A 21,613-nucleotide genomic window follows, 5' to 3' on the forward strand; every position below is an offset into this window, starting at 1 on the left:
CATCAGGTAAAAATATATCGCCTGATGCTCCGCATTCGCGAGCAAGCCCGCTCCCACACAGGGATTGGTGGCGTGCCTGTCAGGCCGGGTAATTGGCCCGCAATGCCTCAAGTCCACCCTGATAGATGCCGGTAAACAACGCCACCACTTCCTCGTTGCTCACGCCCACCGGTTCGAACTGACCGGACCAGGTCACCCGCGCGCCCTCGCCTTGCGCTTGAACCTTGATCGTCGCCAGATAATCAGTCGCCGGAAAGGGTGCCTGCACAATCGAGTAGCTGTAGGTTTGGCCCGCGTTGTCGAAGGCTTGCAGGCGTTCGATGATCACCGCGCCGTCCGCCGTTTGCAGGTGGCGCACGCGCCCGCCGTCGCTGAGTTCGCTCTTGGGAATGAACGGCAGCCAGTCCGGCAGCGAGTTGAAACCGCCAATCAATTGCCAGACCTGTTCGGCCGAGGCCGGGATGTCGATAAAGGCTGATGCAGTTGCCATGTAATGCTCTCTTTTAATCAATAAGGTTCAGATGGCCATGCTGTCGACGACACCGCCGTCGACCCGCAGGGCAGCACCGGTGGTGGCCGAGGATAGCGGCGAAGCGATGTAGGCCACCAGGTTCGCCACTTCCTCGACATCCGCCACGCGCTGGATGATCGACGTTGGCCGGGCGCTGCGCACGAAGGCGTCGGCCTCTTCGCGAACGCTGCGCCCCGATTCGGCAGTGGCGTCCTTGAGCATCTGCTCCACGCCGTCGGTCAATGTCGGCCCCGGCAGGATCGCATTGACCGTCACCCCGGTGCCCGCGAGCAGCTTGGCCAGCCCATGGGACACCGCCAGGTTGGCGCTTTTGGTCACGCCGTAGTTGAGCATGTCGGCCGGTATCGCGATCCCGGATTCCGAAGACAGGAAAATCACCCGCCCCCAACCCTGCTTGACCATGTCCGGCACGTAATGCCGGGACAGGCGCACACCGGAGATCACGTTGACCTCATAGAACCGCGTCCACTCGCTGTCGGGGGTGTCAAAGAAATCAACCGCGTTGTAGATCCCCAGGTTGTTCACCAGGATGTCGGCCCTTGGCTCGGCGGCGAACAGTTTTTGCGCACCTTCGAGCGTTCCGAGATCGGCAGTCAGCCCACGCAATTGAGCACCCGGCACTTGCTGGCGAATGCTCGCCACAGCCTGCTCGACCTTGGCCGTCTCGCGGCCGATCACGACCACCGTGGCGCCGGATTCGGCCAGCGCCTTGCTGATGCCCAGGCCAATGCCGGCGGTGCTGCCGCTGACAATGGCGAGTTTTCCAGTCAGATCGATTTTCATGCTCATGCTCCAATGATCGGCAACGGTGCGCGCTCGGACACCAGTTTCGCTTCGCGCATTGCTTGCCAGAAGGCTGCTGGGATCGCCGCTGACAGCGCGGCGACATCTTCGACAATCCGCTCTGGGCGGCTGGAACCGGGAATCACCGCCGCAACGGCGGGGTTAGCCAACGAGAACTGCAATGCAGCGGCCTTGATATCAACGCCATGGGCCGCCGCGATACGTTTGATCTGCTCGACTTTATGGATGATTGCCGGGCTGGCTTTCTGGTACTCGAAGTGCGCACCACCGGCCAGGATGCCCGAACTGTAAGGTCCGCCGACCACGATCTCGACGTTCTGCGCCAGGGCGGCGTCCATCAGACGCTGCAAGGCACGATCGTGGTCCAGAAGAGTGTAGCGACCCGCCAGCAGAAAGCCGTCTGGCTGCGCCTCGCTCAGATCAAGGGTCAGCTCGCAAGGCTCAACCTTGTTCACGCCAAGACCCCAGCCCTTGATCACGCCTTCCTCACGCAGGCGAGTCAGCACTTTGAAGGCACCGGTACGGGCCTGGTTGAAGTACTCCAGCCATTGATCGCCGTAGAAGTCCTGGGCGATGTCGTGGACCCAGACGATGTCCAGGCGGTCTGTCTGCAACCGCTTGAGGCTGTCCTCGATCGAACGCAGGGTGGCGTCGGCGCTGTAGTCGTTGACGATCCTGTTCGGGCGGCCGTGTTCGAACACCCCGCTCTTCTCGCCCAGGTCACGGGCGGCGGCGTCTTCGACTTCATCGAGAATCACCCGGCCGACCTTGCTGCTGAGCACATAGTCGTCACGGTTGTAGCGCGACAGTGCCTCGCCGAGGCGAATTTCCGACAGGCCCGAACCGTAGAACGGCGCGGTATCGAAGTAACGCACGCCGGCATCCCAGGCCGCATGAACGGTGGCTTGCGCCTCATCTTCAGGAATGGCGCGGAACATGTTGCCCAAAGGGGCGGTGCCGAAACCCAGCGCGCCGGGCAGTTTGTCTTTCAAGCTCATGGTGAATCCTCTTGAGTCTCAGGGGTCATGGGTGACCGTTGAGCAGATCCTAGATTGCGAGGATCGGACCGTCCAAGACATAATGTGCAGTACTTGAGTCCCTTAAGGTCTGACATGATCGACATCCGCCAATTGCGCTACTTCGTCGCCGTCGCCGAAGAAGAACACGTCGGGCGCGCCGCCGAACGCCTGCACATTTCCCAGTCGCCCCTGAGCCGGCAGATCGCCCAGCTCGAAGAGCGCCTGGGCCTGACCCTGTTCGAGCGCAGCCAGCAACGCATCCGCCTGACCCGCGACGGCCAGACCTTCCTCGCCGAAACCCGCGCCCTGCTGACCCACGCCAATCGCCTGGAATCCCTCGGCAAGCGTCTGGGGCGCGGTGAAGAAGGCGGTTTGTGCATCGGCTACATCGAAAACGCCATGCACGCCGGCGTGCTGCCCAATGCCCTGCGCGTGTTGCGGGTCGAACGGCCGAACGTGCATGTGGCGTTGTATAACCTTCGTTCTAACGAACAGCTTGAAGGTCTGCGCCAGCGCAGCCTCGACATCGCACTGGTCAGCGAACCACCCGCCGAAGACGATCCGGACCTGCTGGGCTTTCAAGTGCTGGACGACCCGATGCTGCTGGCCCTGCCCGAGCACCATCCGCTGGCGCAACAGGCCGTGCTGACTCCGCAAGATCTCGCCGAGCAGGAATGGATCGGCGTGCAGCACCACCAGAATTCCACCAGCCGCGAAGACTTCATCAGTGCCTGCATCCGCGCCGGCTTCACCCCGGACATCCGCATGGAAGCCACCGGCCCTTTCACGGCAATGGCCCTGGTGGCCTCGGGACTGGGTATCGCCATGATCCAGAAAGGCTTGAGCCGCAACGCACCGCCTGGCGTGGTGCTAAGGGAAGTGCCGTGGATTTCCCTCACCAGGCCGCTGTGGGCGGCGTGGCACCGGATCAACCTGCGGCCGTTGGTGGAAACCTTCCGCAAAATGTTGACCGAACCTGACACCTGTGGCGCTCCCACAGGTCATCAGCGGACTCTAGATTGCGCGGGGTTTGGTGCTTTACTGAGAAGACTCCAAAGCCCACCGAGAACCCCGGCATGAACCGCAATGACCTGCGCCGCGTGGACATGAACCTGCTGGTGATTTTCGAAACCCTGATGTTCGAGAAGAACCTGACCCGGGCCGGGGAAAAGCTGTTCCTCGGCCAGCCCGCTGTCAGCGCATCGCTGGCAAAGCTGCGCGATCTGTTCGACGACCCCTTGCTGGTACGCAACGGTCGAACCCTGGAGCCGACCCCGCGGGCATTGCAGATTCTCAAGGAGTTGCAGCCGGCGATGGACACCATTTCCGGTGCGGTCAGCCGGGCCAAGGATTTCGAACCCTCCACCAGTCGCGACGTGTTTCGCATCGGCCTGTCCGACGACGCCGAATTCGGCCTGTTTCCGCCGCTGCTCAAGCAGATTCGCGAGGAGGCGCAGAACGTCGTGGTGGTGGTGCGCCGGGTGAATTTCCTGCTGATGTCTTCGATGCTGGCCAGTGGCGAAATTTCCGTCGGCATCAGCTATACCACGGAGTTGCCGGCCAACGCCAAGCGCAGGAAATTGCGCGATTTGAGTGTGAAGATCCTGCGCGGCGATGACCGTCCCGGGCCGTTGACCCTGGACGAGTTCTGCGAACGTCCCCACGCACTGGTGTCGTTTTCCGGGGATCTGAGCGGCGCCATCGACAACGACCTGGCACGGATCGGCCGTTCGCGCCGGGTGGTGTTGGCGGTGCCACAGTTCGCGGGGTTGCGGGCCTTGCTGGCCGGTACTGACTTGCTCGCCACCGTGCCGGATTACGCGGCCAGTGCGTTGATCGAAGGCAGCAGTCAGTTACGGGCGGACGATGCCCCGTTCGATATCAACCTGTCGGAACTGTCGATGGTCTGGAACGGGGTCAACGATAACGATCCGGCAGAACGCTGGTTGCGCTCGAAAATTGTACAGCACATGTCGGCGCCACTGTCGGGGCATTGATCGTCTGCAGGAACACCGGCTCGGACTCGCGCAGATACACCGGCATGTCGGTGACCGGTGGCATGGCCGGGATCTCGAAGTACATCTGCACCACCCAGCCACGGTGATAGCTGGCGTGGTTGACCACGTGCATCAGCATCGCGCCGGCGCTCATGACGCCGCTTTCGCCCGAGACAAAGGTGAACTCCACGGGCTTGTCCAGAGAGGCATCGGTTTGCCGGGCGCTCCAGTCGCAATACCAGCGATCGATGTCTTTTTGCGCCATGCGCAATTCGGCCAGATTGGCGTGCAGCAGATCGTGTGAAGTCTTGAAGCCGTGCCCCCGGCCTTCAAGGTGCGCCCGCCAGATGCAATCCACCACGTAGACATGATTGAGGGTGCCGATCATGTTCTTGAACACCGACACCCGTTCTTTTTTGACTTCGCCTGGAGGAAGTGCCGCGAGGCTGTCAAACAGTCGCTGATTGGCCCAGCGTTTGTAATCGGCCAGCAGACAGGCAGTGCGTACGGTGATCATCAGAGTTCTCCGATGGCGGTAAGCGCACTCCCTAGCATAGACCCGATGCCCGCAAGGCAGCGCCGGCACTGATCATCGGTCGTCCAGAAGCGCCACCACCCGCTCGGCGAGCGCCAGGCAACTGGTCAGCCCCGGCGATTCGATGCCGAACAGGTTCACCAGCCCCGGCACGCCATGTTCGGCGCATCCGCTGATGAGAAAGTCAGCGACCGGCTCGCTCGGCCCGCTGATTTTCGGGCGAATGCCGCTGTAGGCCGGTTGCAGGCTGTTGTCCGGCAAACCCGGCCAATAACGGCGGATCGCCTGATAGAACCCCTCGGCCCGCCGGGGATCGACGCGGTAATCAATATGCTCGACCCATTCGACATCCGGCCCGAAGCGCGCCTGCCCGCCGAGGTCGAGCGTCATGTGCACACCCAGGCCCGCGCTCTCCGGGGCCGGGTACACCAGATGGCGAAACGGCGCCCGGCCGCTGAAACTGAAATAACTGCCCTTGCACAAATGCGCCCGGGGAATGAATGGCGCAGGCAGGTCGACGATGCTGTTCGCCACCTCGGGAGCGGACAACCCCGCGCAGTTGATCAATTCGCGGCAACCCAGCGTCATGGGTTGAGTGCCGCCCATGTGCAGTTCGAAGCCTTGTTCAGTGCAGCGGGCCGACAGCAGCGGCGTGCGCAAAGCCAGCGTCGCTGCGAACCTCTCTGCATCGCCCTGTAGCGCCAGCATCAAACCGTGGGAATCGACGATGCCGGTAGAAGGCGACCACAGCGCCGCGACGCAGGACAACGCCGGTTCAAGCTCCCGGGCCTGCGCACCATCGAGCCATTGCAGGTCATCGACGCCATTAAGGCGCCCCTGCTGCAACAGGCGCTGCAAAGCCGAGCGTTGTTGCTCATCGGTGGCGACGATCAGCTTGCCCACGCGCCGGTAATCAACGCCGTGCCCGTCACAAAAAGCGTAGAGACGCTGCTTGCCCTCCACGCACAACTGCGCCTTGAGGCTGCCCTGCGGGTAGTAGATGCCGGCATGAATCACTTCCGAGTTACGCGAACTGATGCCTGTGCCGATGCCTTCACCCGCCTCGACCACCAGCACGTCCCGCCCGCTCATGGCCAGGGCCCTGGCCACCGCCAACCCGACGACGCCCGCCCCGATCACCACGCTTTGAATATCGACGTTCAACGGCCCTGCCCTCTCTCCCCGCTCTTGCTGCCGATAGTCGACCAGGCAGGCGAAAATCGCCAGCGCCAAGGCCATGAAATTACCGGCCCATGTGCCGATCCGGCAGCCACGGGGAACTCTTGGCAAGCGCCGCGCATCCTAAATTATGTGGTACTTCCCTTATGCTTCATGCTGTCGGAGGACACCGTCATGCGCCGATTGTTGATCATTTCTTCCCTGGTACTTTGTTTGCCCGCAGGTTCGGCTCTGGCCAAAGTGGATGCCGAAGATGTCGCCACCTCGGCCGGGGTTTCCGCCTCGCTGTACTCAACGTTCAAAGACCACAAACTCATGATTCCCGCCCGGGATGACGCCTCCAGCTTCGTCGCCAGTGGCGGTGCGATCCGTGGAGCCTATCTGGAGGCGGTGTTGAAAAAGATCCGTCAGGACAATCCTGCCCTCAACAACGCAAGCGACGAAGACCTGGCCCGCGCCATTCTCGTCCAGGATGGCGTTGCCACCGATCACTGAAGATCGCCATCGCCAGCGGTGGGGCTTGTGACACCGGGATAGCGTTTGCGGCCCTACCTCACCTGCGTGCCTGTGGACAAGCGTGCCCACCCGGCCACCAGTTGCGCGTTGATACTCACCCCGCCACACACCACGATCACCACGTCATGGGCATCGGCAATCGCCGGGTGATCCAGATAGGCAATCGCCAATGAAACGCCGCACGCCGGCTCGACCAACTGACGCAAGTCATTGGCGTAACGCACCACCCCCATGATCGCCTCATCATCACTGAGCACCACGCACTCGTAGGGGAATTCGCCGATGTGCTTGACCGGCCAGGTGGCCACTTGTGCCGCGCCCAGGGACGTGGCAACCGTGTCGATTTTCGCCAGTTTGACCGGGTACCCGGCCGCCACCGCCGCAGCGAACGACGCCGCGCCTTCGGTTTCGCAGGCAACAATGCGGCAATCGGTGTGCCGATGACGAATCAGGCCGGTGAGCAGCCCCGCCAGCAAGCCACCGCCGCCCACCGATGTCACCAGCACATCCACGGGCGGACAGTCTTCAAGGATTTCATCGACCATGGTGCTGTGGCCTTCCCACAACACCGGGTGGTCGAAGGCCGGCACGAATTCAGTGCGCGGGTCCTGGGCGAGTTCCCGTGCCCGTTGATTGGCTTCGTCCCAGACCTTGCCATGCACGATCACCTCGGCACCGGTATTGCTGATTCGCGCCCGGGTACTTTGCGGGGTGGTGTTCGGCACCACGATGCAGGCCTTGAGCCCCAGGCATGCCGCAGCCATGGCGGTTGCCAGTCCCGCGTTACCGCCGGAGGGACAGACCACCTTGCGTTTGCCCTGCTGCGCCGCCCGGCTGCACAGCAAGCCGATGCCGCGTATCTTGAACGAGCCGCCAGGTTGCAGGTTTTCCAGTTTCAGCCAGATACGGCGGGTCGGGGTCGACAGGCCAGGGTGCAGGATCAAAGGCGTGCGGATGTGAAGCATATGGGCTCCTGTTACACGCCACCGGCTCGTCGGGCTTGCACGAGCCGGTGGTGAACGGTCCTCTCTCCCAAGCTTAGTTCACCCGGCCCCGGGGCGACCGTTTCAGCGATAGCGCGGCGCTGGCGCGGTGTTGTGGAACAACCCGGACAGGGTATTGCGCTGGGCTTCGTAGCGGTCCCACTGGCTGCCGTCATGCAGGCCGGGAATGGTCACCACTTCGCCTGCCGCCAGGCCGACGAGCGCGGCATCGACCATGTCTTCGGCGGACATGACGATTTCCTTCGGCAGATTTTCCACCGGGTTGCCGGCCACGTTCCAGAAGTCGGTGGCGGTCGCGCCCGGCAATACAGCCTGGATGCGTATACCAAGGCCGGCCAGTTCATGCTGCATCGATTGGCTCAGGCCCAACACGAACGCCTTGGTGGCGCCGTACACGCCATTGAGCGTTTCCGGGGCGATGGCGACGATCGAGGCGATATTGATCACGGTGCCGGTACGCCGGGCGACGAAGCCCGGTACGGCGGCGTAGGCCAGGCGCATCAACGCGGTCACGTTGAGGTTGATCATCGCTTCCATGTCGTCCACGGGACTGTCGAGCAGCGGCATGACGCCACCGACTCCGGCGTTGTTGACCAACAGGGTGATGCTGGCGTCGCTGCGCAGGATCTGTTCGACCCGCAGCGAATCCGCCTTGTTCTTCAGGTCGGCGGCAACCACTTGCACGGTGCGCCCGGTCTGGTCGCTCAAGTGATTGGCCAGCGCTTCGAGTTTGCCCTGGCTACGGGCCACCAGGATCAGGTCGTAACCCTGCCGGGCGAGGCGGTCGGCATAGACCGCGCCAATGCCCGAAGAAGCGCCGGTGATCAGTGCAGTGCCTTTGGATGAGAGCGCCATGGTGCAACTCCTCTACGGTGAGGCGAGAGATTCGCCGGGTGCAGACCGTTATAAAGGGACTTACGCTTGTCTCAAATGACGTTTAAAGTACGTTTTCAGGACATTACCGTTTGAGGACAGGTCCATGATCAGCGTGGCGTTCGTGGTTTTCGAGGGTTTCCAGTCCATGGCACTGGCTGCAATGCCGGTGTTCGAGTACGCCAATTTCAGTGCCGCCGAAACGTTGTATGACGTGCGCGTGCTGTCCGAAAACGGTGAAACCCTGCGGGCCTCCGGCGGTTTGAGCGTCGGCACCGAACCCTTCGATCAGCGCGTGTACGACACCGTGATCGTGGTCGGTGGCGATTGCATCGTCGGACAGGCGCCCGAGGCCGTGCTGGATTACTTGCGGGCCAGCATCAACACGGCACGCCGGACGGCGTCGATCTGCTCCGGGGCGTTCGTCATGGCCCAGGCCGGCCTGCTCGACGGACGGCGAGCCACCACCCACTGGGCCTACGCCCGGGAACTGCAGGCGCGGTTTCCGGCGATCAAGGTCGAGGCCGACCGCATCTATGTGATCGACGGTTCGATCTGGACCTCCGCCGGCATGACGGCGGGCATCGACCTCGCGCTGGCCATGGTGGAAAAGGACCACGGCGCCGAGCTGGCCCGCGCCGTGGCGCAGAAGCTGGTGATGTACCACCGCCGCGCTGGCGGCCAGTCACAACACTCGGCGCTGCTGGAACTGGCGCCGAAATCCGATCGCATTCAAACCGTGCTCGGCTACGCCCGGGAACACCTCGCCCAGCCCCTTTCGGTGGAACAACTGGCGCAAGTGGCCAACCTCAGCCCCCGGCAATTCAGCCGGGCATTTCGCGCGGAAACCGGGCAATCGCCGGCCAAGGCCATCGAAAACCTGCGCCTGGAAGCGGCGCGACAGATGCTTGAACGCGGACGCCTGACCCTTGACCAGATCGCCCTGGAAACCGGCTTCACTGACCGCCGCCGCATGCGCGAAACGTTCCTGCGGGCGTTCGGGCAACCGCCACAGGTGATTCGGCGCAGCGCCAGAGCAGAGATGCTTGAGTAGGCGTCGGCTTGCCGGCGATGGCCTTTGAAGCCTGCATCGAGTCTTCAAACGCCATCGCTGGCAAGCCAGCTCCTACAATGAAAGGAAGCCCTGTTCAGCGTGTGAGGCTTTTATGAAAATCTCGGCCAGACTGGCGTTTTTCGCCGTCGTCAGCACCCTCGCCTACCTTGGCCTGGCGATCTGGGGGCTGGGTGGATTCGCGGCTTATTTCAGCCACGGTTCACTGCTCGTCGTCGCCTTGGCCACTCTGGTCATGGCCGTCGTATCACTGTTCAGCGAGGTCAACCTGAGTTCGGGGGAACGCGAAGACCGGGCCAATCGCTGGGTCCTCCCGGCCTTCGGCGTGATCGGTGTGCTGAGCGGTTTTCTGCCGGCCTACACCGACCACATCGACTTCTGGACATTCGGTGGTGAAGGCGTGCGCTGGCTCGGGGCGCTGTTATTCATCGCGGGCGGCGCACTGCGGTTGTGGCCCGTATTCGTGTTGGGCAAACGCTTCAGCGGACTGGTGGCCATCCAGCCGGGGCATCGACTGGTCACCGAGGGCATTTACCGCAACCTGCGCAACCCCAGTTATCTGGGGATGATGGTCATCGCCGTGGGCTGGGCGCTGGCGTTTCGTTCGAGCGTCGGCCTGTTGCTGGCGGCGTTGACCCTGATCCCGCTGATTGCCCGGATTCACTCGGAAGAGGCCCTGCTGAGGGCGCAGTTCGGCAGCGAATACGAGGCCTATTGCGCCCGCTCCTGGCGGCTGGTTCCCGGGCTCTACTGACACACACTTCCCCCTGTGGGAGCGGGCTTGCCCGCGAATGCGATGTGTCCGTCGATACTGTATTGCCTGACAGAAGCCTTCGCGAGCAGGCTCGCTCCCACTAGGTTTTGCGCACACTCAGGAGTCCGTCGGCGTCCACGCCAACACCAACCCGCTCATAGTCGACCAACGTCGCATGCACGGTCCTGATCGGCTGCTCATGGGTCGCCGTGACAATCATCAAATCCGTCCCCGCCGCTTCAGCCGCCAGAATCCCCACCGTGGCGTCCTCAAAAACCAGGCACTGCCCAGGCTCGACACCCAGGCGCCGGGCCGCGAGCCTGTACCCCGCAGGGTCGGGTTTGCCAGCTGTGACGTCCTCGGCAGTCACCATCACCTCGGGCTCCGGGATCCCCGCCGCCGCCATCCGCCGCAATGCCAGTTCCCGTGGAGCGGAAGTGACGATGGCCCATTGTTTGACGGGCAAGGACCGCAGGAATCTCGCCGCGCCCGCCACTTCGAAGACGCCATCGACATCCTCGATTTCCGCTTCGGTAATCCACGCGGCTTCGGCCTCGGCATCCACCCCGGGCAACCCCAGCCGGCTGATGGTGTCGATGGCGCGGGCGCCGTGAATGGTCGGCAGGAAGCTGTCGACATCGACACCATGGCGCACGGCCCAGGTTGTCCAGACCCGCTCGGCGGCGGCAATGGACGTCAGGACGGTGCCGTCCATGTCGAACAGAAAAGCGCGGTAAGTCGAGTTGAATACAGAGTGATCAGCCAAGGAAGGAAACCTCGCGGGTGCCGGACGGATTTTCCCGGCAATGTAGCATCTGCGAGGGTCAGTTGAGTCACCTGGACTTGTAGGTCTTGCCCACACAATCGAGCAGCCCGCCGATCATCCAGGGCTTCTTGATGAAAGAGACGGTGTGCCGCACGCCTGAGCTTTCCGGGGTTTCGAAGCCGGACATGATCATGATCGGCTTGTCGGGCCAGCGATCGCCGAACTGGTTGGCCAGGTCCGCGCCATTGAGCGTGCCGGGCATGGTGATGTCCGTCAACAGCATGTGCACCTGCGGTGCATGCTGTTCCAGATAGATCACCGCCGCGTCCGCACTGATGTGCGGCTCGACGAGAAAACCTTCCTCCTGAAGAATCTCGCAGAGAAACTCCAGGATCATCGGGTCGTCTTCAACCACCAGGATCAACCCGCCAGGAAGATCTCCACCCGCCGCCAATGCTCGACTCATGGCCGTGCCGCTCCCTGATTGCCTCTATGAATTCGCGGGCTCTAACCCGCTACCTGAAAGGTAGAGCTGCGGACTCGGCGGAAATTCATTTTAGATGCAGCGCAACCAACAACAAAGGGCGACAAGTGGTCGCCCCCTGGAAAACGGGGATAATCGCGACGCTCCAAAGAACGCTTGCATCGCCCCGCCACAGATAGTCAGATAGGCACCACTGGCCCCATGCGCCCTCTTCAACATGTACCCCACGCGGCCCTTGTCGGCGGCAGGTGCGGAGTCACCCTTCCATGCGTCAACTGCCCTCGCTCAACATGCTGCGTATCTTCGAAGAAGTCGCCCGGCATCGCAGTTTCAGTCAGGCGGCATTGAGCCTGAACGTCACCCAGGGCGCCGTCAGCCGGCAGATCAAACAGCTTGAAGACTACCTTGGCGTGGCGCTGTTCATCCGCACGCCCCAGGGCCTGACCCTGACCGAAACCGGCACTGCCCTCTCGCCGCATCTGGCGCAAGCCTTCGACCATATCGAACGGGCCCTGCAAGCCGTACGCGTGCCCAACCTGCGCCAACGCCTGCGCATCGTCGCACCGCCGACCTGGGCCACTCGCTGGCTGTCGGCACACTTGCGCGCATTCGTCGAGCGTTACCCCGATATCAGCCTGAGCGTGACCAACCAGATGGGCCACGAAGGCCTGGCGGAAATCGACTGCCACATACGCTTCGGCCTCGAAGCGGCCAGCCATTGCAGCAGCCGGTTACTGGTGATGGAACGGCACATCGCCGTGGCCAGTCCGGAGTTGTTCAACGGTGACCAGCCGCCGGACCTGCGGCAATTTCCATTGCTGCACATCCTGCACGACGGCAAACGCCTGAAGGTCTGGGAGAACTGGCTGGCGGCCATGGGCCGGGACGACATCGACGCCGGGCAAGGTCTGGAATTCAGCACCCTGGACCAGGTGATCCACACCGCACTGGCGGGCGGCGGGTTGGCGGTGATCGATCGGCAGATGATCGAAAAGGAACTGGCCAATGGCAGCCTGCTGCCGATCACCCCGGTGGAAGTCCTCGGGCCGTATGGCTATTGGCTGGATGTGGCGAACGACAAACAGGGCTTGTCGAAGGTGCGGTTGTTTACCGAGTGGCTGAACGTGGTCAGCAATCCCTGAAACACCGCCCTCCCCTGTGGGAGCGAGCCTGCTCGCGAAGGCGTCCTGTCAGTCGCTGTCATTGGTGACTGACATACCGCTTTCGCGAGCAGGCTCGCTCCCACAGTTGGATCTGCGACAGTCGGTCAGATCGTCGCCGCTGCTTTCACAGCCACCGACGAATGACCCTCCACCGGACTCTGCGCCTTGCACGCCTGGCTCAAGGTCAACGACTTGGTCTCCGGCGCCCACGCCCACGACAGCAACGCGCCAATCGCCAGGATCGCCGCAAGAATGCCCATGGTCGGGCTCAGGCCGATCCCCGCCACGCTCACCGGCAACAGGAAGGTACTGATCGCCGAACCCAGGCGACTCACTGCCGTGGCCAGGCCGATCCCGCTGGCGCGCACTTCGGTCGGGAAGCTTTCGGCCGGGAACACGCCCACCAGGTTGCTCACCGCCGACAGCACCAGGGTGAACGCGCCGAACACCAGCACCATCAGCCATGCCGCGCTACCCGGCAACACCGCCAGCAGGAACAGCGCCACCGCCAGAATGATGAACGAGTTGATCAGGAACCCGCGCCGGGTGAACTTGATGGTGCACCAGATGCCGATCAACGCACCAAGGATCAGCAACATGTTCAACATCAGTTCGGTGCCAAAACCTTCGGCCAGGCCCATTTTCTGCAGGATCGACGGCAGGAAGGTGTAGATGGCGAAGTACGGCATCACGATGCACACGAAGAACAGGCAGTTGAACGCCGTGCGCTTGCGGTATTCACGGCTGAACAGCACCGCGTAGCCGGAGCGGGTTTCGCCGGACGGGGTTTCGTCGAGTTCGACGTGCTCGCCCAAGTGCTTTTTGACGATGGCACGAGCCTCGGCAATGCGGCCCTGATTGACCAGCCAGCGCGGCGATTCCGGGGTGCCGATACGGGCAATCAGGATCAATGCCGCCGGGATCGCCGACGAAGCCAGCATCCAGCGCCAGGCGTCGTCGCCGAGGCTGAGCATGGCGGTGCCGACAAAAGTCGCGGCGACGTAGCCGAATGTCCAGATCACGCTGAAAGAGCCGAGCAACACGCCGCGATGCTTCTTCGGCGAGAACTCGGCGAGCATGGCGTGGCCGACACTGAAGTCACCGCCCAGGCCGATGCCGATCAGCACCCGGCACAGGAACAGCGCCATGGCCGATTCCACGTAGAACTGCATCACCGAAGCGATGGTGATCAGTACAAAGCTGACCAGGAAGATTTTCTGCCGGCCGACCTTGTCGGAAATCCAGCCAAAGAACAGGCTGCCGAGAAACAGGCCGATCAGTGCCGAAGCGCCGATCAGGCCCTGCCAGAATGCATCCAGTTGCATCTGCGGGCTCAGCAGGGTGAAAGCGATACCGATCAGGCCGAGGATGTAGCCGTCGGTGAAGTGCGCGCCGAAGGTCAGGCCGGCGATCTTGATGTGAAAGCGGCCGATGGGCAGATCGTCGATTTTTACCGGTTGTACGGACATGTAAGTCTCCAATTGTTGTTATTGACGGAGAAATGAAACCGATCGCTTTTCTGTCGTCTTGTAGGAGCGAGCTTGCTCGCGATGGACTTGAGGGCACCGCGGGGTATCAGGCTCCCAGCGTTATCGTTGACGTCCATCGCGAGCAGGCTCGCTCCTACAGGGGGCGGCGTGGCGTTTACAGGCCACCCATCAACAGGTATTTGATTTCCAGGTAGTCATCCAGACCGTACTTCGAACCCTCGCGACCCAGGCCCGATTCCTTGATGCCGCCGAACGGCGCCACTTCCGTGGAAATGATTCCTTCGTTGATCCCGACCATGCCCGCTTCCAGGCCTTCGGCCATGCGCCAGACGCGGCCGATGTCGCGGCTGTAGAAGTAGGCCGACAAACCGAACGGCGTGTCGTTGGCCTTTTGCAGCACCTCGGCTTCGTCCTTGAAGCGGAAGCAGGCCGCCACCGGGCCAAAGGTTTCATCCTGGGCAATCAGCATCTCGCCGTTGGCTTCGGCAAGGATGGTCGGCTCGTAGAACGTGCCGCCCAGCGCATGACGACGGCCGCCGCACAAGACTTTGGCGCCCTTCTCCACCGCGTCGCTCACGTGCAGCTCGACCTTGGCCAGTGCGGCGCTGTTGATCAGCGGACCTTGCTCGGTTTCGCCCTCCAGGGCGCTGCCGACACGCATGGCCGCCACGGCTTCAGCGAGTTTGCCGGTGAAGGCTTCGTACACACCGTCCTGAATGAAGAAGCGGTTTACGCAGACGCAGGTTTGCCCGGTGTTGCGGAACTTCGAGGCCATTGCGCCTTTCACCGCCGCATCCAGATCGGCGTCGTCGAACACGATGAACGGTGCATTACCGCCCAGTTCCAGCGAGACCTTTTTCAGGGTGTCGGCGGCCTGGCGCATCAGCAACTTGCCGGTGCGGGTCGAGCCGGTGAACGACAGCTTGCGTACGACACTGGACGCTTGCAGCGCGCCGCCAATCGCCACGGCATCACCGGAAACGATGTTGAACACCCCGGCCGGAATCCCGGCCTGCTCGGCCAGTACCGCCAGGGCAAAAGCCGACAGCGGAGTTTCTTCCGAGGGCTTGAGGATCATCGTGCAGCCTGCCGCGAGCGCCGGGCCGACCTTGCGGGTGACCATGGCCAGCGGGAAATTCCACGGGGTGATCGCCGCGACCACGCCGATGGCTTCCTTGACCACGATGATCCGCGCATCGGCCTTGTGGCTGGGGATCACGTCACCATAAGCGCGCTTGGCTTCTTCGCCGAACCATTCCAGGAAGCTCGCGGCGTAGACCACTTCGCCCATGGCTTCGGCCAGCGGCTTGCCCTGTTCGCGGCTGAGCAACGTGGCCAGCTCCTTCTGGTTGCTCAACATCAAGTCGCTCCAACGCTTGAGGCGCTGGCTGCGTTCCTTGGCCGTCAGCTTGCGCCACGCCGGCAAGGCGCGGTTGGCCGCTTCGATGGCCAGATCAGTCTCTTCAGCGCCGGCCTTTTGCACCTCGGCGATCAGCTCGCCATTGGCCGGGTTCAGTACCGGGTAAGTGGCGCCACCGCCGGACCACTTACCGTCGATGAAATTGCCGTGACGAATCAACGCGCTCATGCCACGGCCTCGGTCAGGTTGAAGCGCTCCAGGCCCGGGCGGGCCGAGCGCAGGATTCGTTTGCCGGCGGTGTAATCGTTGATCACGTCGCACGGCGTGTAGTTGCGTTCCAGTTCGTGCAGCTCTTCAGCATCGAGTTTGGTCTCCAGGGCCGCCAGGGCGCTGTCGAACTGTTGGGTAGTGTCGGCGCCGACCAGCATGCAATCCACGCCCGGATGGTTGGCCACCCACGCTTGGGCGATCTGCGCATTGGACACGCCACGGGCACGGGCCACGCGTTGCACCGAATGGGCAATTTCGAACGAGGCTTCGTCGCTGTACATCTGCTGGGTGAAGAAGTCGGTCTGATTGCGGGTCGACTGTGCGTCACCGGTCAGCAGGCCACGCGCCAACGGGCTGAACACCGAGACACCGAGGCCCTGGTCACGGCAGAACGGGATCATCTCGCGTTCCTCTTCGCGGTAGGCGCAGTTCAGCTGCAGCTGCATGTTGATCGGCTTGACCCAGCCATTGCGCTCGCAGGCCATGAGGATCTTTGCCAGTTGCCCGGTGAGCATGGTCGACACGCCGATATAACGGGCCTTGCCGGAGCGCACGATGTCGTTCATGGCGCTCATGGTTTCTTCGACCGGGGTGTTCACGTCGAAGTAATGCAGCATGAAGACATCGACGTAATCCATGTCCAGGCGCTTCAACGACGCATCGATGCTGTCCATGATGTGCTTGCGCGAGTGGCCGCTGGCGTTGATGCCGGAGCGGGTGCCGTAACCGACCTTGGTGGTGATCACCAGGTCTTCGCGACGGGCCAGGCGCTTGACGATGCGCCCCACCACTTCCTCGCCGACACCGGCAGAATAGAAGTCCGCCAGGTCGATGAAGTTCACGCCGTTGTCCAGGGCGTGCTTGACGATCGGCTCGCTTTTCTTCTCATCGAAGATCCACGGTTTCCAGTCCGGGGTGCCCATGTTCATGGTGCCCAGGCACAGGCGGGAGACTTCAAGGCCGGAGTTGCCCAAACGGATATATTGCATGGCGCGGACCTCAGGCTTTTGGCGTGTAGAAAGGGTTGCTGATGTGGTTGACCACATCTTTGAGCTGCGCGGTTTCCGGCTTGCCGGTCAGGGCGGCGCGGATTGCGGTGCGGCAGGCGTTGTAGTTGTTCAGGTACACCGCATCCAGGTCATCGCAAGCCGGGTTGACCCAGTTGGCCGTGACGATGGCCCACTCGTCCTCGGCTTCCGGCGGCAGGGTGCCGTCCAGCAGCGCTTCGAGAACCGCCTTGGCGATGCCAGCCTGGGACGCGCCCCAGGTAGCGTTGCCGTGCAGGTCGCTGCCGATCGCGGCCTTGTTCACATACAGGGTCATCGGCTTGACCGGGATGTTCGGCTGGGCGATCACCATGAACGGGCAGTGCCCCTGGCTTGGCGAGGCCAGGCTGTTGGCGAACGCCTGCCCTGCCGGGCCGTTGCGCGGGCCGATCAGGATGTTGATGTGCGCGGCGTTCACGCCAGGGCCTTCGAAACCTTCACCGATGTACAGGTCGAGTTCTTTCATGAGTCGTTACTCTTTTCAGGACGCAGAGGATTTTTCGGGTGTCAGAAGCGCACGCATGCACGGGGCACACGCTGGCAAATGTTCGGGTTCGAAGAGCGCAGCAGGACGCTGGCGAAGACGCGGCAGTGATGAATGATCATGGTTGCAAACGCTCTTTTTTGTTGTTGATGAGCTGGTTTGCGATTTTTTAACACCGGGGGTTGGCGGGGCTGTAACCATTAAAAGTCATGCGGGTATGACTTCAGGTCATACCCCTGAATGACCGCAATCCCTGTAGGAGCGAGCCTGCTCGCGATGGTGTATCAGTCAACCTGTCATCGACTGACACACCATCGCGAGCAGGCTCGCTCCTACAATGGATCGCGGTGGTTGGACTTACTGCGACATTTCGCTTTTTTTCATCGCATCCTTGGACATCGCATCGCCTTTTTTCATCGTGTCGTTGGACATCGCATCGCCTTTTTTCATCGTGTCCTTCGACATCGCATCGCCTTTTTTCATGGCGTCTTTAGACATCGCATCGCCTTTTTTCATCGCATCCTTGGACATCGAATCCTTGCTCATGCTGTCGTTACTCATCGTATCGGCTGCAAAAACACTGGCGGCACCAACGGCCAGGCACATGGACAGAACAACGGTGGTCAACTTTTTCATGATAAATCTCCTTGAAGCACGGGTTTGTGGACGGTGAATGTTTTGCACGTTCATCAGCTGCCACCGAACCAGTTGTAGCCCTGGTCTTCCCAGTAGCCGCCGGTGTAGGTGTTGCTGACGAAAATCGCCTGAATGTGTTTGGGGTTCTTGTAACCCAGCTTGGTGGGCATGCGCAGCTTCATCGGGAAGCCGTACTGGCGCGGCAGCACCGCGCCGTCATACGTCAGCGTCAGCAGGGTTTGCGCATGCAGCGCAGTGGCCATGTCGATGCTGGTGTAATAGTCGTCGGCGCATTTGAAACCGACGTACCTGGCATCGGTGTCGGCGCCGACGCGCTTGAGGAAATCGCTGAAACGCACGCCGCCCCAACGGCCGATCGCACTCCAGCCTTCGACGCAGATGTGCCGGGTGATCTGCTCGGTCTGCGCCATGGCGCGCAGTTCTTCGAGGCGCCAGCTGCGCTTGTCGGCGACCAGGCCGGTGACCTCCAGGCGATAGCTCTCTTCCTCCACCGTCGGCGCCTCATCGATGCCGTAGAAAGCATTGAAGGGAAACGGCCGGGTGATCATCGACTCGGGATAGGTCGGCGCCATCGCGTTGGGGTTGAACAGCCAGCCCTGGACCCGATCGTTGAAGCGCGACATGGACGACAGCGCAGTCTCGACGCTGTCGTTGTCGGTGATGTTGCAGCCGGACAACATGGCCACGCCACCGAGGGTCAGGCCACGCAGCAGGAACGAGCGACGCGAGCGGTCTTCGATCTGCGGGGCGAGGATCTTGCGGGCATCGGTGAGGATCGATGCCTCGTCCAGCCCGGGTACCTGGATGCGCTTTTTCATACCTGCTCCTTGCGGCCGACGATCATGGCCAACAGCGTTTTCGGGACCAGCGCCACCATCACCAGGTGCACCGCCACAAAGGCCACCAGCAGCGCCATGGCGAAGAAGTGCACACGGCGCGCGCCTTCGTAACCGAACATCAATTCACGCAACAGCGGGAACTGCACCGATTTCCACAGCACCAGGCCGGAGAGCACCAGCAGCGTGATGTCGACCATCACGAACAGGTAGGCGACCCGTTGCACCTGGTTGTAATGACTGAGGTCGGCATGCCCGAGTTTCCCGCGTAACGCGGCCCACAAATCGTGCAGCACGCCTTTGGGCGAAACCGGGAAGAAACGCCGCTTCAGGCGTCCGCTGAACAGGTTGAAGGCCAGGTAGATCAGGCCGTTGATCGCCAGGAACCACATCGCCGCAAAATGCCATTGCAAGGCACCACCGAGCCACCCGCCGAGGGTGATTGATTTGGGAAAACTGAAGTCGAAAATCGGCGAGGCGTTATAGATGCGCCAACCGCTGGTGACCATGACCAGAACGGCCAGGGCATTGAGCCAATGGGTCAGCCGTAGCCAGCGAGGGTAAACCTGAGCTCCACGTTGCGAGCGCATTGTGCAATCTCCTGAACAGTGAAAAACATCGATGACTTGGTCTGACCGATTGGGCAGTTGGCTCGACTCATCATCGATTGGCGCAAGTTTTTTATATGTAGGAAACGTCCGAAAAAAGACACTCCGAGTATTTCGCGATGTTCACGACTGTTGTTCGTTGGAGCCGAGTATGGAGGCCGGAAGATCGCCAAATCCTCACGTAAAGTTAAAAAATTCGTGATAACTCACAGCTCTCAAAACTGTGGGGAATCCTGTGGGAGCTGGCTTGCCAGCGATGGCGGTGTGTCAGCCAGCATCAATGTCGATTGACACTGCCTCATCGCTGGCAAGCCAGCTCCCACAGGGATTGAGTCGTCTGTGATTACTGTGCAATGACTCAATTATGGTTAAATGCCGCCCCCGCAAATTGCCGATCCAGACCGATGAACCCTGAAGCCCTCGCCACCCTCAACCAACAGCTGCTCACCGCCCTGTCTACCGCCCCCGCAGAAACCCGTCGCCTGTTCCACGGTCGTGGCCGCTGCTGGCCGGGGCTGGAGCAAGTGACCGTGGACTGGCTGCAGGGCGTGGTGCTGGTGGCGCTGTTCAAGGAACCGGAAGCGGCGCAACTGGAAGACTTGAAGCAGGTGCTGATGGCGATCACCCAGTCAGCGCAATGGGCCCAATCCGGTGCCCATACACTGCTGTTGCAACATCGCTACCTGCTGCAAAGCACCACCGAATGGCTGCTCGGGGACGTCATCGAGGAAATGGCCATCACCGAGGGGGGGCTGAAGTACCGGGTCGACCTGGGTCGCAAACAGAACACCGGGCTGTTCCTCGACATGCGCTACGGTCGCGACTGGGTCCGCGCCAATGCCGAAGGCAAGCGTGTGTTGAACCTGTTCGCCTACACCTGCGGTTTCTCGGTGGCAGCCATCGAAGGCGGCGCGACTCATGTGGTCAACCTCGACATGTCCAGCCCGGCCCTGAACCGTGGTCGCGACAACCACCGCCTCAACGGCCACGACCTGAGCAAGGTGACCTTCCTCGGCCACGACCTGTTCAAGTCCTGGGGCAAGGTGATCGGCAAGGGGCCGTACGACCTGGTGATCATCGACCCGCCGTCGTTCCAGAAAGGCAGCTTCCTGCTGACCAAGGATTACCAGCGCGTCCTGCGCCGCTTGCCGGAACTGCTCAGCCCGCAAGGCACGGTCCTGGCCTGCATGAACGACCCGGCGTTCGGTGCCGACTTCCTGATCGACGGCGTAACCCGTGAAGCGCCAAGCCTGCGCTTTGAGCAGCGTCTGGAAAACCCGCCGGAGTTTCCCGACGCCGATGTCGAGTGTGGGTTGAAGGCGTTGGTGTTCAAGCTCGGAGACTGAATCCCGCTTTTTGTGGCCTGATTCAGGTCACCGCGGCTGCAACACCAGCGCAAACAACTCGCCATGCCCGCTCACGTTGAGCTTGTGGTAGAGGTTGCGCCGGTGCACTTTCACCGTCTCCGGGGAGATGCCCATTTTCTGGGCGATGGCCTTGCTGGAAAAACCCTGGAGAATCAGGCGCGCGGTTTCGATTTCCCGCAGCGTCAGGCGTGCGTCGAAACGATCGAGCAAAGTGGCCAGATCGCCGGCCGGCGGTTCGGCGACCGGCCCTTGCAGTGGCGTCAGGTCCAGGTGTCGGCGCATCGCCGCCAATACCCAGTCACGCACGCACAGCAGGCGGCCCTGTTCCTCAAGGCTGAAGCGCGTTGTACGCCCGAGGGACAGACCGAGCACGGCACCATCGAGGTTGACCATGAACTGCAACTCGTCCCCACCGACCACGGTGCTGAAGTAACTCAGGTAGTACTCGCTGTGCAGGAACTGGTCGGGGGCCACCGAGTCGAGGCTGTGCAAGCCATCGGCGATGCCGGCGCAGGCGGCTTGATAGAACGGATCGAGCAGGTACATGCCGGCGCGGTAGTCCGCCAGGTCTTCCTGCTCGTCACCGCTGCCCTTGGCATCGAAATCAATCAGCAGGCGCGGCACATGGCCCGGCCGCATCTGCGCCACCAGCGCGTTGTCCAGCGGCACCAGCAACCGCAGGGTGTCGACCAGCGCACGCCAGAAACCCTCCCGACCCACCGCCGTGAAGACCCGCGCCAGTCCCTGGTGCACCGGCAACTCTTTCAACAACGCGTCCACGCACTACCCCTTTTGAG

General features: G+C 62.0%; 24 protein-coding genes. 7 read left to right on the plus strand and 17 right to left on the minus strand.

What is annotated here, in order from left to right:
- Positions 1 to 79: 79 nt before the first annotated feature.
- The 3 genes from ACLD1X_RS14945 to ACLD1X_RS14955 are packed head-to-tail and all read right to left on the minus strand — an operon-like array spanning position 80 to position 2,334.
- Positions 80 to 490: an SRPBCC family protein gene (locus ACLD1X_RS14945; RefSeq protein WP_429368853.1), complete on the minus strand. Its 411-nt coding sequence runs from the start codon at positions 488 to 490 to the stop codon at positions 80 to 82.
- Between the two features lie 27 nt (positions 491 to 517).
- Positions 518 to 1,315, minus strand: coding sequence for an SDR family NAD(P)-dependent oxidoreductase (locus ACLD1X_RS14950; RefSeq protein WP_429368855.1), 798 nt, complete (start codon positions 1,313 to 1,315; stop codon positions 518 to 520).
- A 2-nt stretch (positions 1,316 to 1,317) separates the two neighbouring features.
- Positions 1,318 to 2,334, minus strand: a complete 1,017-nt coding sequence (locus tag ACLD1X_RS14955) for an aldo/keto reductase (RefSeq protein ID WP_429368857.1) — start codon at positions 2,332 to 2,334, stop codon at positions 1,318 to 1,320.
- A 114-nt stretch (positions 2,335 to 2,448) separates the two neighbouring features.
- Between ACLD1X_RS14955 and ACLD1X_RS14960 the strand changes: the two genes are divergently transcribed.
- Both ACLD1X_RS14960 and ACLD1X_RS14965 read left to right on the plus strand, forming a co-directional pair.
- Positions 2,449 to 3,435, plus strand: coding sequence for a LysR substrate-binding domain-containing protein (locus ACLD1X_RS14960; RefSeq protein WP_429368859.1), 987 nt, complete (start codon positions 2,449 to 2,451; stop codon positions 3,433 to 3,435).
- The gene (locus tag ACLD1X_RS14965; RefSeq protein ID WP_429368861.1) at positions 3,432 to 4,352 is read left to right on the plus strand and encodes a LysR substrate-binding domain-containing protein; all 921 of its coding nucleotides are present in this window, start codon (positions 3,432 to 3,434) and stop codon (positions 4,350 to 4,352) included. The genes ACLD1X_RS14960 and ACLD1X_RS14965 overlap by 4 nt, the downstream gene beginning before the upstream one ends.
- On the opposite strand, the gene ACLD1X_RS14970 is transcribed toward ACLD1X_RS14965, so the two are convergent.
- Both ACLD1X_RS14970 and ACLD1X_RS14975 read right to left on the minus strand, forming a co-directional pair.
- A complete protein-coding gene (locus tag ACLD1X_RS14970) occupies positions 4,273 to 4,869 on the minus strand; it encodes a DinB family protein (RefSeq protein ID WP_429368863.1) in 597 nt (198 codons plus the stop codon). The genes ACLD1X_RS14965 and ACLD1X_RS14970 overlap by 80 nt on opposite strands.
- 72 nt (positions 4,870 to 4,941) lie before the next feature.
- Positions 4,942 to 6,051 carry an NAD(P)/FAD-dependent oxidoreductase gene (locus ACLD1X_RS14975; protein WP_429369142.1) on the minus strand — a complete coding sequence of 370 codons (1,110 nt, stop codon included), beginning with the start codon at positions 6,049 to 6,051 and terminating at the stop codon, positions 4,942 to 4,944.
- 189 nt (positions 6,052 to 6,240) lie between these two features.
- Between ACLD1X_RS14975 and ACLD1X_RS14980 the strand changes: the two genes are divergently transcribed.
- Positions 6,241 to 6,561, plus strand: coding sequence for a DUF2388 domain-containing protein (locus ACLD1X_RS14980; RefSeq protein ID WP_429368865.1), 321 nt, complete (start codon positions 6,241 to 6,243; stop codon positions 6,559 to 6,561).
- 53 nt (positions 6,562 to 6,614) lie between these two features.
- On the opposite strand, the gene ACLD1X_RS14985 is transcribed toward ACLD1X_RS14980, so the two are convergent.
- Together ACLD1X_RS14985 and ACLD1X_RS14990 are read right to left on the minus strand one after the other, a co-directional pair.
- Positions 6,615 to 7,547 (minus strand): pyridoxal-phosphate dependent enzyme, encoded by a 933-nt coding sequence (locus ACLD1X_RS14985; RefSeq protein WP_429368867.1) that lies wholly within the window; start codon positions 7,545 to 7,547, stop codon positions 6,615 to 6,617.
- Positions 7,548 to 7,649: 102 nt separating this feature from the next.
- Positions 7,650 to 8,441, minus strand: a complete 792-nt coding sequence (locus tag ACLD1X_RS14990) for an SDR family NAD(P)-dependent oxidoreductase (protein WP_429368869.1) — start codon at positions 8,439 to 8,441, stop codon at positions 7,650 to 7,652.
- Positions 8,442 to 8,565: 124 nt separating this feature from the next.
- Here ACLD1X_RS14990 and ACLD1X_RS14995 point away from each other — a divergent pair, with 124 nt between their 5' ends.
- Together ACLD1X_RS14995 and ACLD1X_RS15000 are read left to right on the plus strand one after the other, a co-directional pair.
- On the plus strand, positions 8,566 to 9,513 hold the full coding sequence (locus tag ACLD1X_RS14995) for a GlxA family transcriptional regulator (RefSeq protein WP_429368871.1): 948 nt from the start codon (positions 8,566 to 8,568) through the stop codon (positions 9,511 to 9,513).
- Positions 9,514 to 9,625: 112 nt separating this feature from the next.
- Positions 9,626 to 10,285 carry a methyltransferase family protein gene (locus ACLD1X_RS15000; RefSeq protein ID WP_429368873.1) on the plus strand — a complete coding sequence of 220 codons (660 nt, stop codon included), beginning with the start codon at positions 9,626 to 9,628 and terminating at the stop codon, positions 10,283 to 10,285.
- A 100-nt stretch (positions 10,286 to 10,385) separates the two neighbouring features.
- Here ACLD1X_RS15000 and ACLD1X_RS15005 read toward each other — a convergent pair whose 3' ends face one another.
- Both ACLD1X_RS15005 and ACLD1X_RS15010 read right to left on the minus strand, forming a co-directional pair.
- Positions 10,386 to 11,051 carry an HAD-IA family hydrolase gene (locus ACLD1X_RS15005; protein ID WP_429368875.1) on the minus strand — a complete coding sequence of 222 codons (666 nt, stop codon included), beginning with the start codon at positions 11,049 to 11,051 and terminating at the stop codon, positions 10,386 to 10,388.
- A 67-nt stretch (positions 11,052 to 11,118) separates the two neighbouring features.
- Entirely contained in the window at positions 11,119 to 11,517 is a 399-nt protein-coding gene (locus ACLD1X_RS15010) for a response regulator (RefSeq protein ID WP_429368877.1), read from the minus strand.
- Positions 11,518 to 11,801: 284 nt separating this feature from the next.
- Here ACLD1X_RS15010 and ACLD1X_RS15015 point away from each other — a divergent pair, with 284 nt between their 5' ends.
- Positions 11,802 to 12,677, plus strand: coding sequence for a LysR substrate-binding domain-containing protein (locus ACLD1X_RS15015; protein ID WP_429368879.1), 876 nt, complete (start codon positions 11,802 to 11,804; stop codon positions 12,675 to 12,677).
- 125 nt (positions 12,678 to 12,802) lie between these two features.
- Here the strand turns inward: ACLD1X_RS15015 and ACLD1X_RS15020 are convergent, their stop codons facing one another.
- From ACLD1X_RS15020 to ACLD1X_RS15050, 7 genes are all read right to left on the minus strand, one after another.
- Positions 12,803 to 14,167, minus strand: coding sequence for an MFS transporter (locus ACLD1X_RS15020; protein ID WP_429368881.1), 1,365 nt, complete (start codon positions 14,165 to 14,167; stop codon positions 12,803 to 12,805).
- A gap of 175 nt (positions 14,168 to 14,342) precedes the next feature.
- A complete protein-coding gene (locus ACLD1X_RS15025) occupies positions 14,343 to 15,776 on the minus strand; it encodes an NAD-dependent succinate-semialdehyde dehydrogenase (protein WP_429368883.1) in 1,434 nt (477 codons plus the stop codon).
- Positions 15,773 to 16,807, minus strand: coding sequence for an aldo/keto reductase (locus ACLD1X_RS15030; protein ID WP_429368885.1), 1,035 nt, complete (start codon positions 16,805 to 16,807; stop codon positions 15,773 to 15,775). The genes ACLD1X_RS15025 and ACLD1X_RS15030 overlap by 4 nt, the downstream gene beginning before the upstream one ends.
- A 10-nt stretch (positions 16,808 to 16,817) precedes the next feature.
- Positions 16,818 to 17,330 carry a formaldehyde-activating enzyme gene (fae, locus tag ACLD1X_RS15035; protein ID WP_075948975.1) on the minus strand — a complete coding sequence of 171 codons (513 nt, stop codon included), beginning with the start codon at positions 17,328 to 17,330 and terminating at the stop codon, positions 16,818 to 16,820.
- Positions 17,331 to 17,705: 375 nt separating this feature from the next.
- Entirely contained in the window at positions 17,706 to 17,984 is a 279-nt protein-coding gene (locus tag ACLD1X_RS15040; RefSeq protein ID WP_429368888.1) for a pentapeptide MXKDX repeat protein, read from the minus strand.
- Between the two features lie 53 nt (positions 17,985 to 18,037).
- A complete protein-coding gene (locus ACLD1X_RS15045) occupies positions 18,038 to 18,823 on the minus strand; it encodes a molybdopterin-dependent oxidoreductase (RefSeq protein WP_429368890.1) in 786 nt (261 codons plus the stop codon).
- Complete coding sequence (locus ACLD1X_RS15050) at positions 18,820 to 19,431, minus strand: cytochrome b/b6 domain-containing protein (RefSeq protein ID WP_429368892.1); 612 nt, start codon at positions 19,429 to 19,431, stop codon at positions 18,820 to 18,822. Before ACLD1X_RS15050 ends, ACLD1X_RS15045 begins: the two co-directional genes overlap by 4 nt.
- Positions 19,432 to 19,853: 422 nt before the next feature.
- Here ACLD1X_RS15050 and ACLD1X_RS15055 point away from each other — a divergent pair, with 422 nt between their 5' ends.
- Positions 19,854 to 20,795 carry a class I SAM-dependent methyltransferase gene (locus ACLD1X_RS15055; RefSeq protein WP_429368894.1) on the plus strand — a complete coding sequence of 314 codons (942 nt, stop codon included), beginning with the start codon at positions 19,854 to 19,856 and terminating at the stop codon, positions 20,793 to 20,795.
- 27 nt (positions 20,796 to 20,822) lie between these two features.
- On the opposite strand, the gene ACLD1X_RS15060 is transcribed toward ACLD1X_RS15055, so the two are convergent.
- Positions 20,823 to 21,596, minus strand: coding sequence for a helix-turn-helix transcriptional regulator (locus ACLD1X_RS15060; protein ID WP_429368896.1), 774 nt, complete (start codon positions 21,594 to 21,596; stop codon positions 20,823 to 20,825).
- Between the last annotated feature and the right edge of the window lie 17 nt (positions 21,597 to 21,613).

Source organism: Pseudomonas sp. 18173 (assembly GCF_050432945.1).
Taxonomy (GTDB): domain Bacteria; phylum Pseudomonadota; class Gammaproteobacteria; order Pseudomonadales; family Pseudomonadaceae; genus Aquipseudomonas.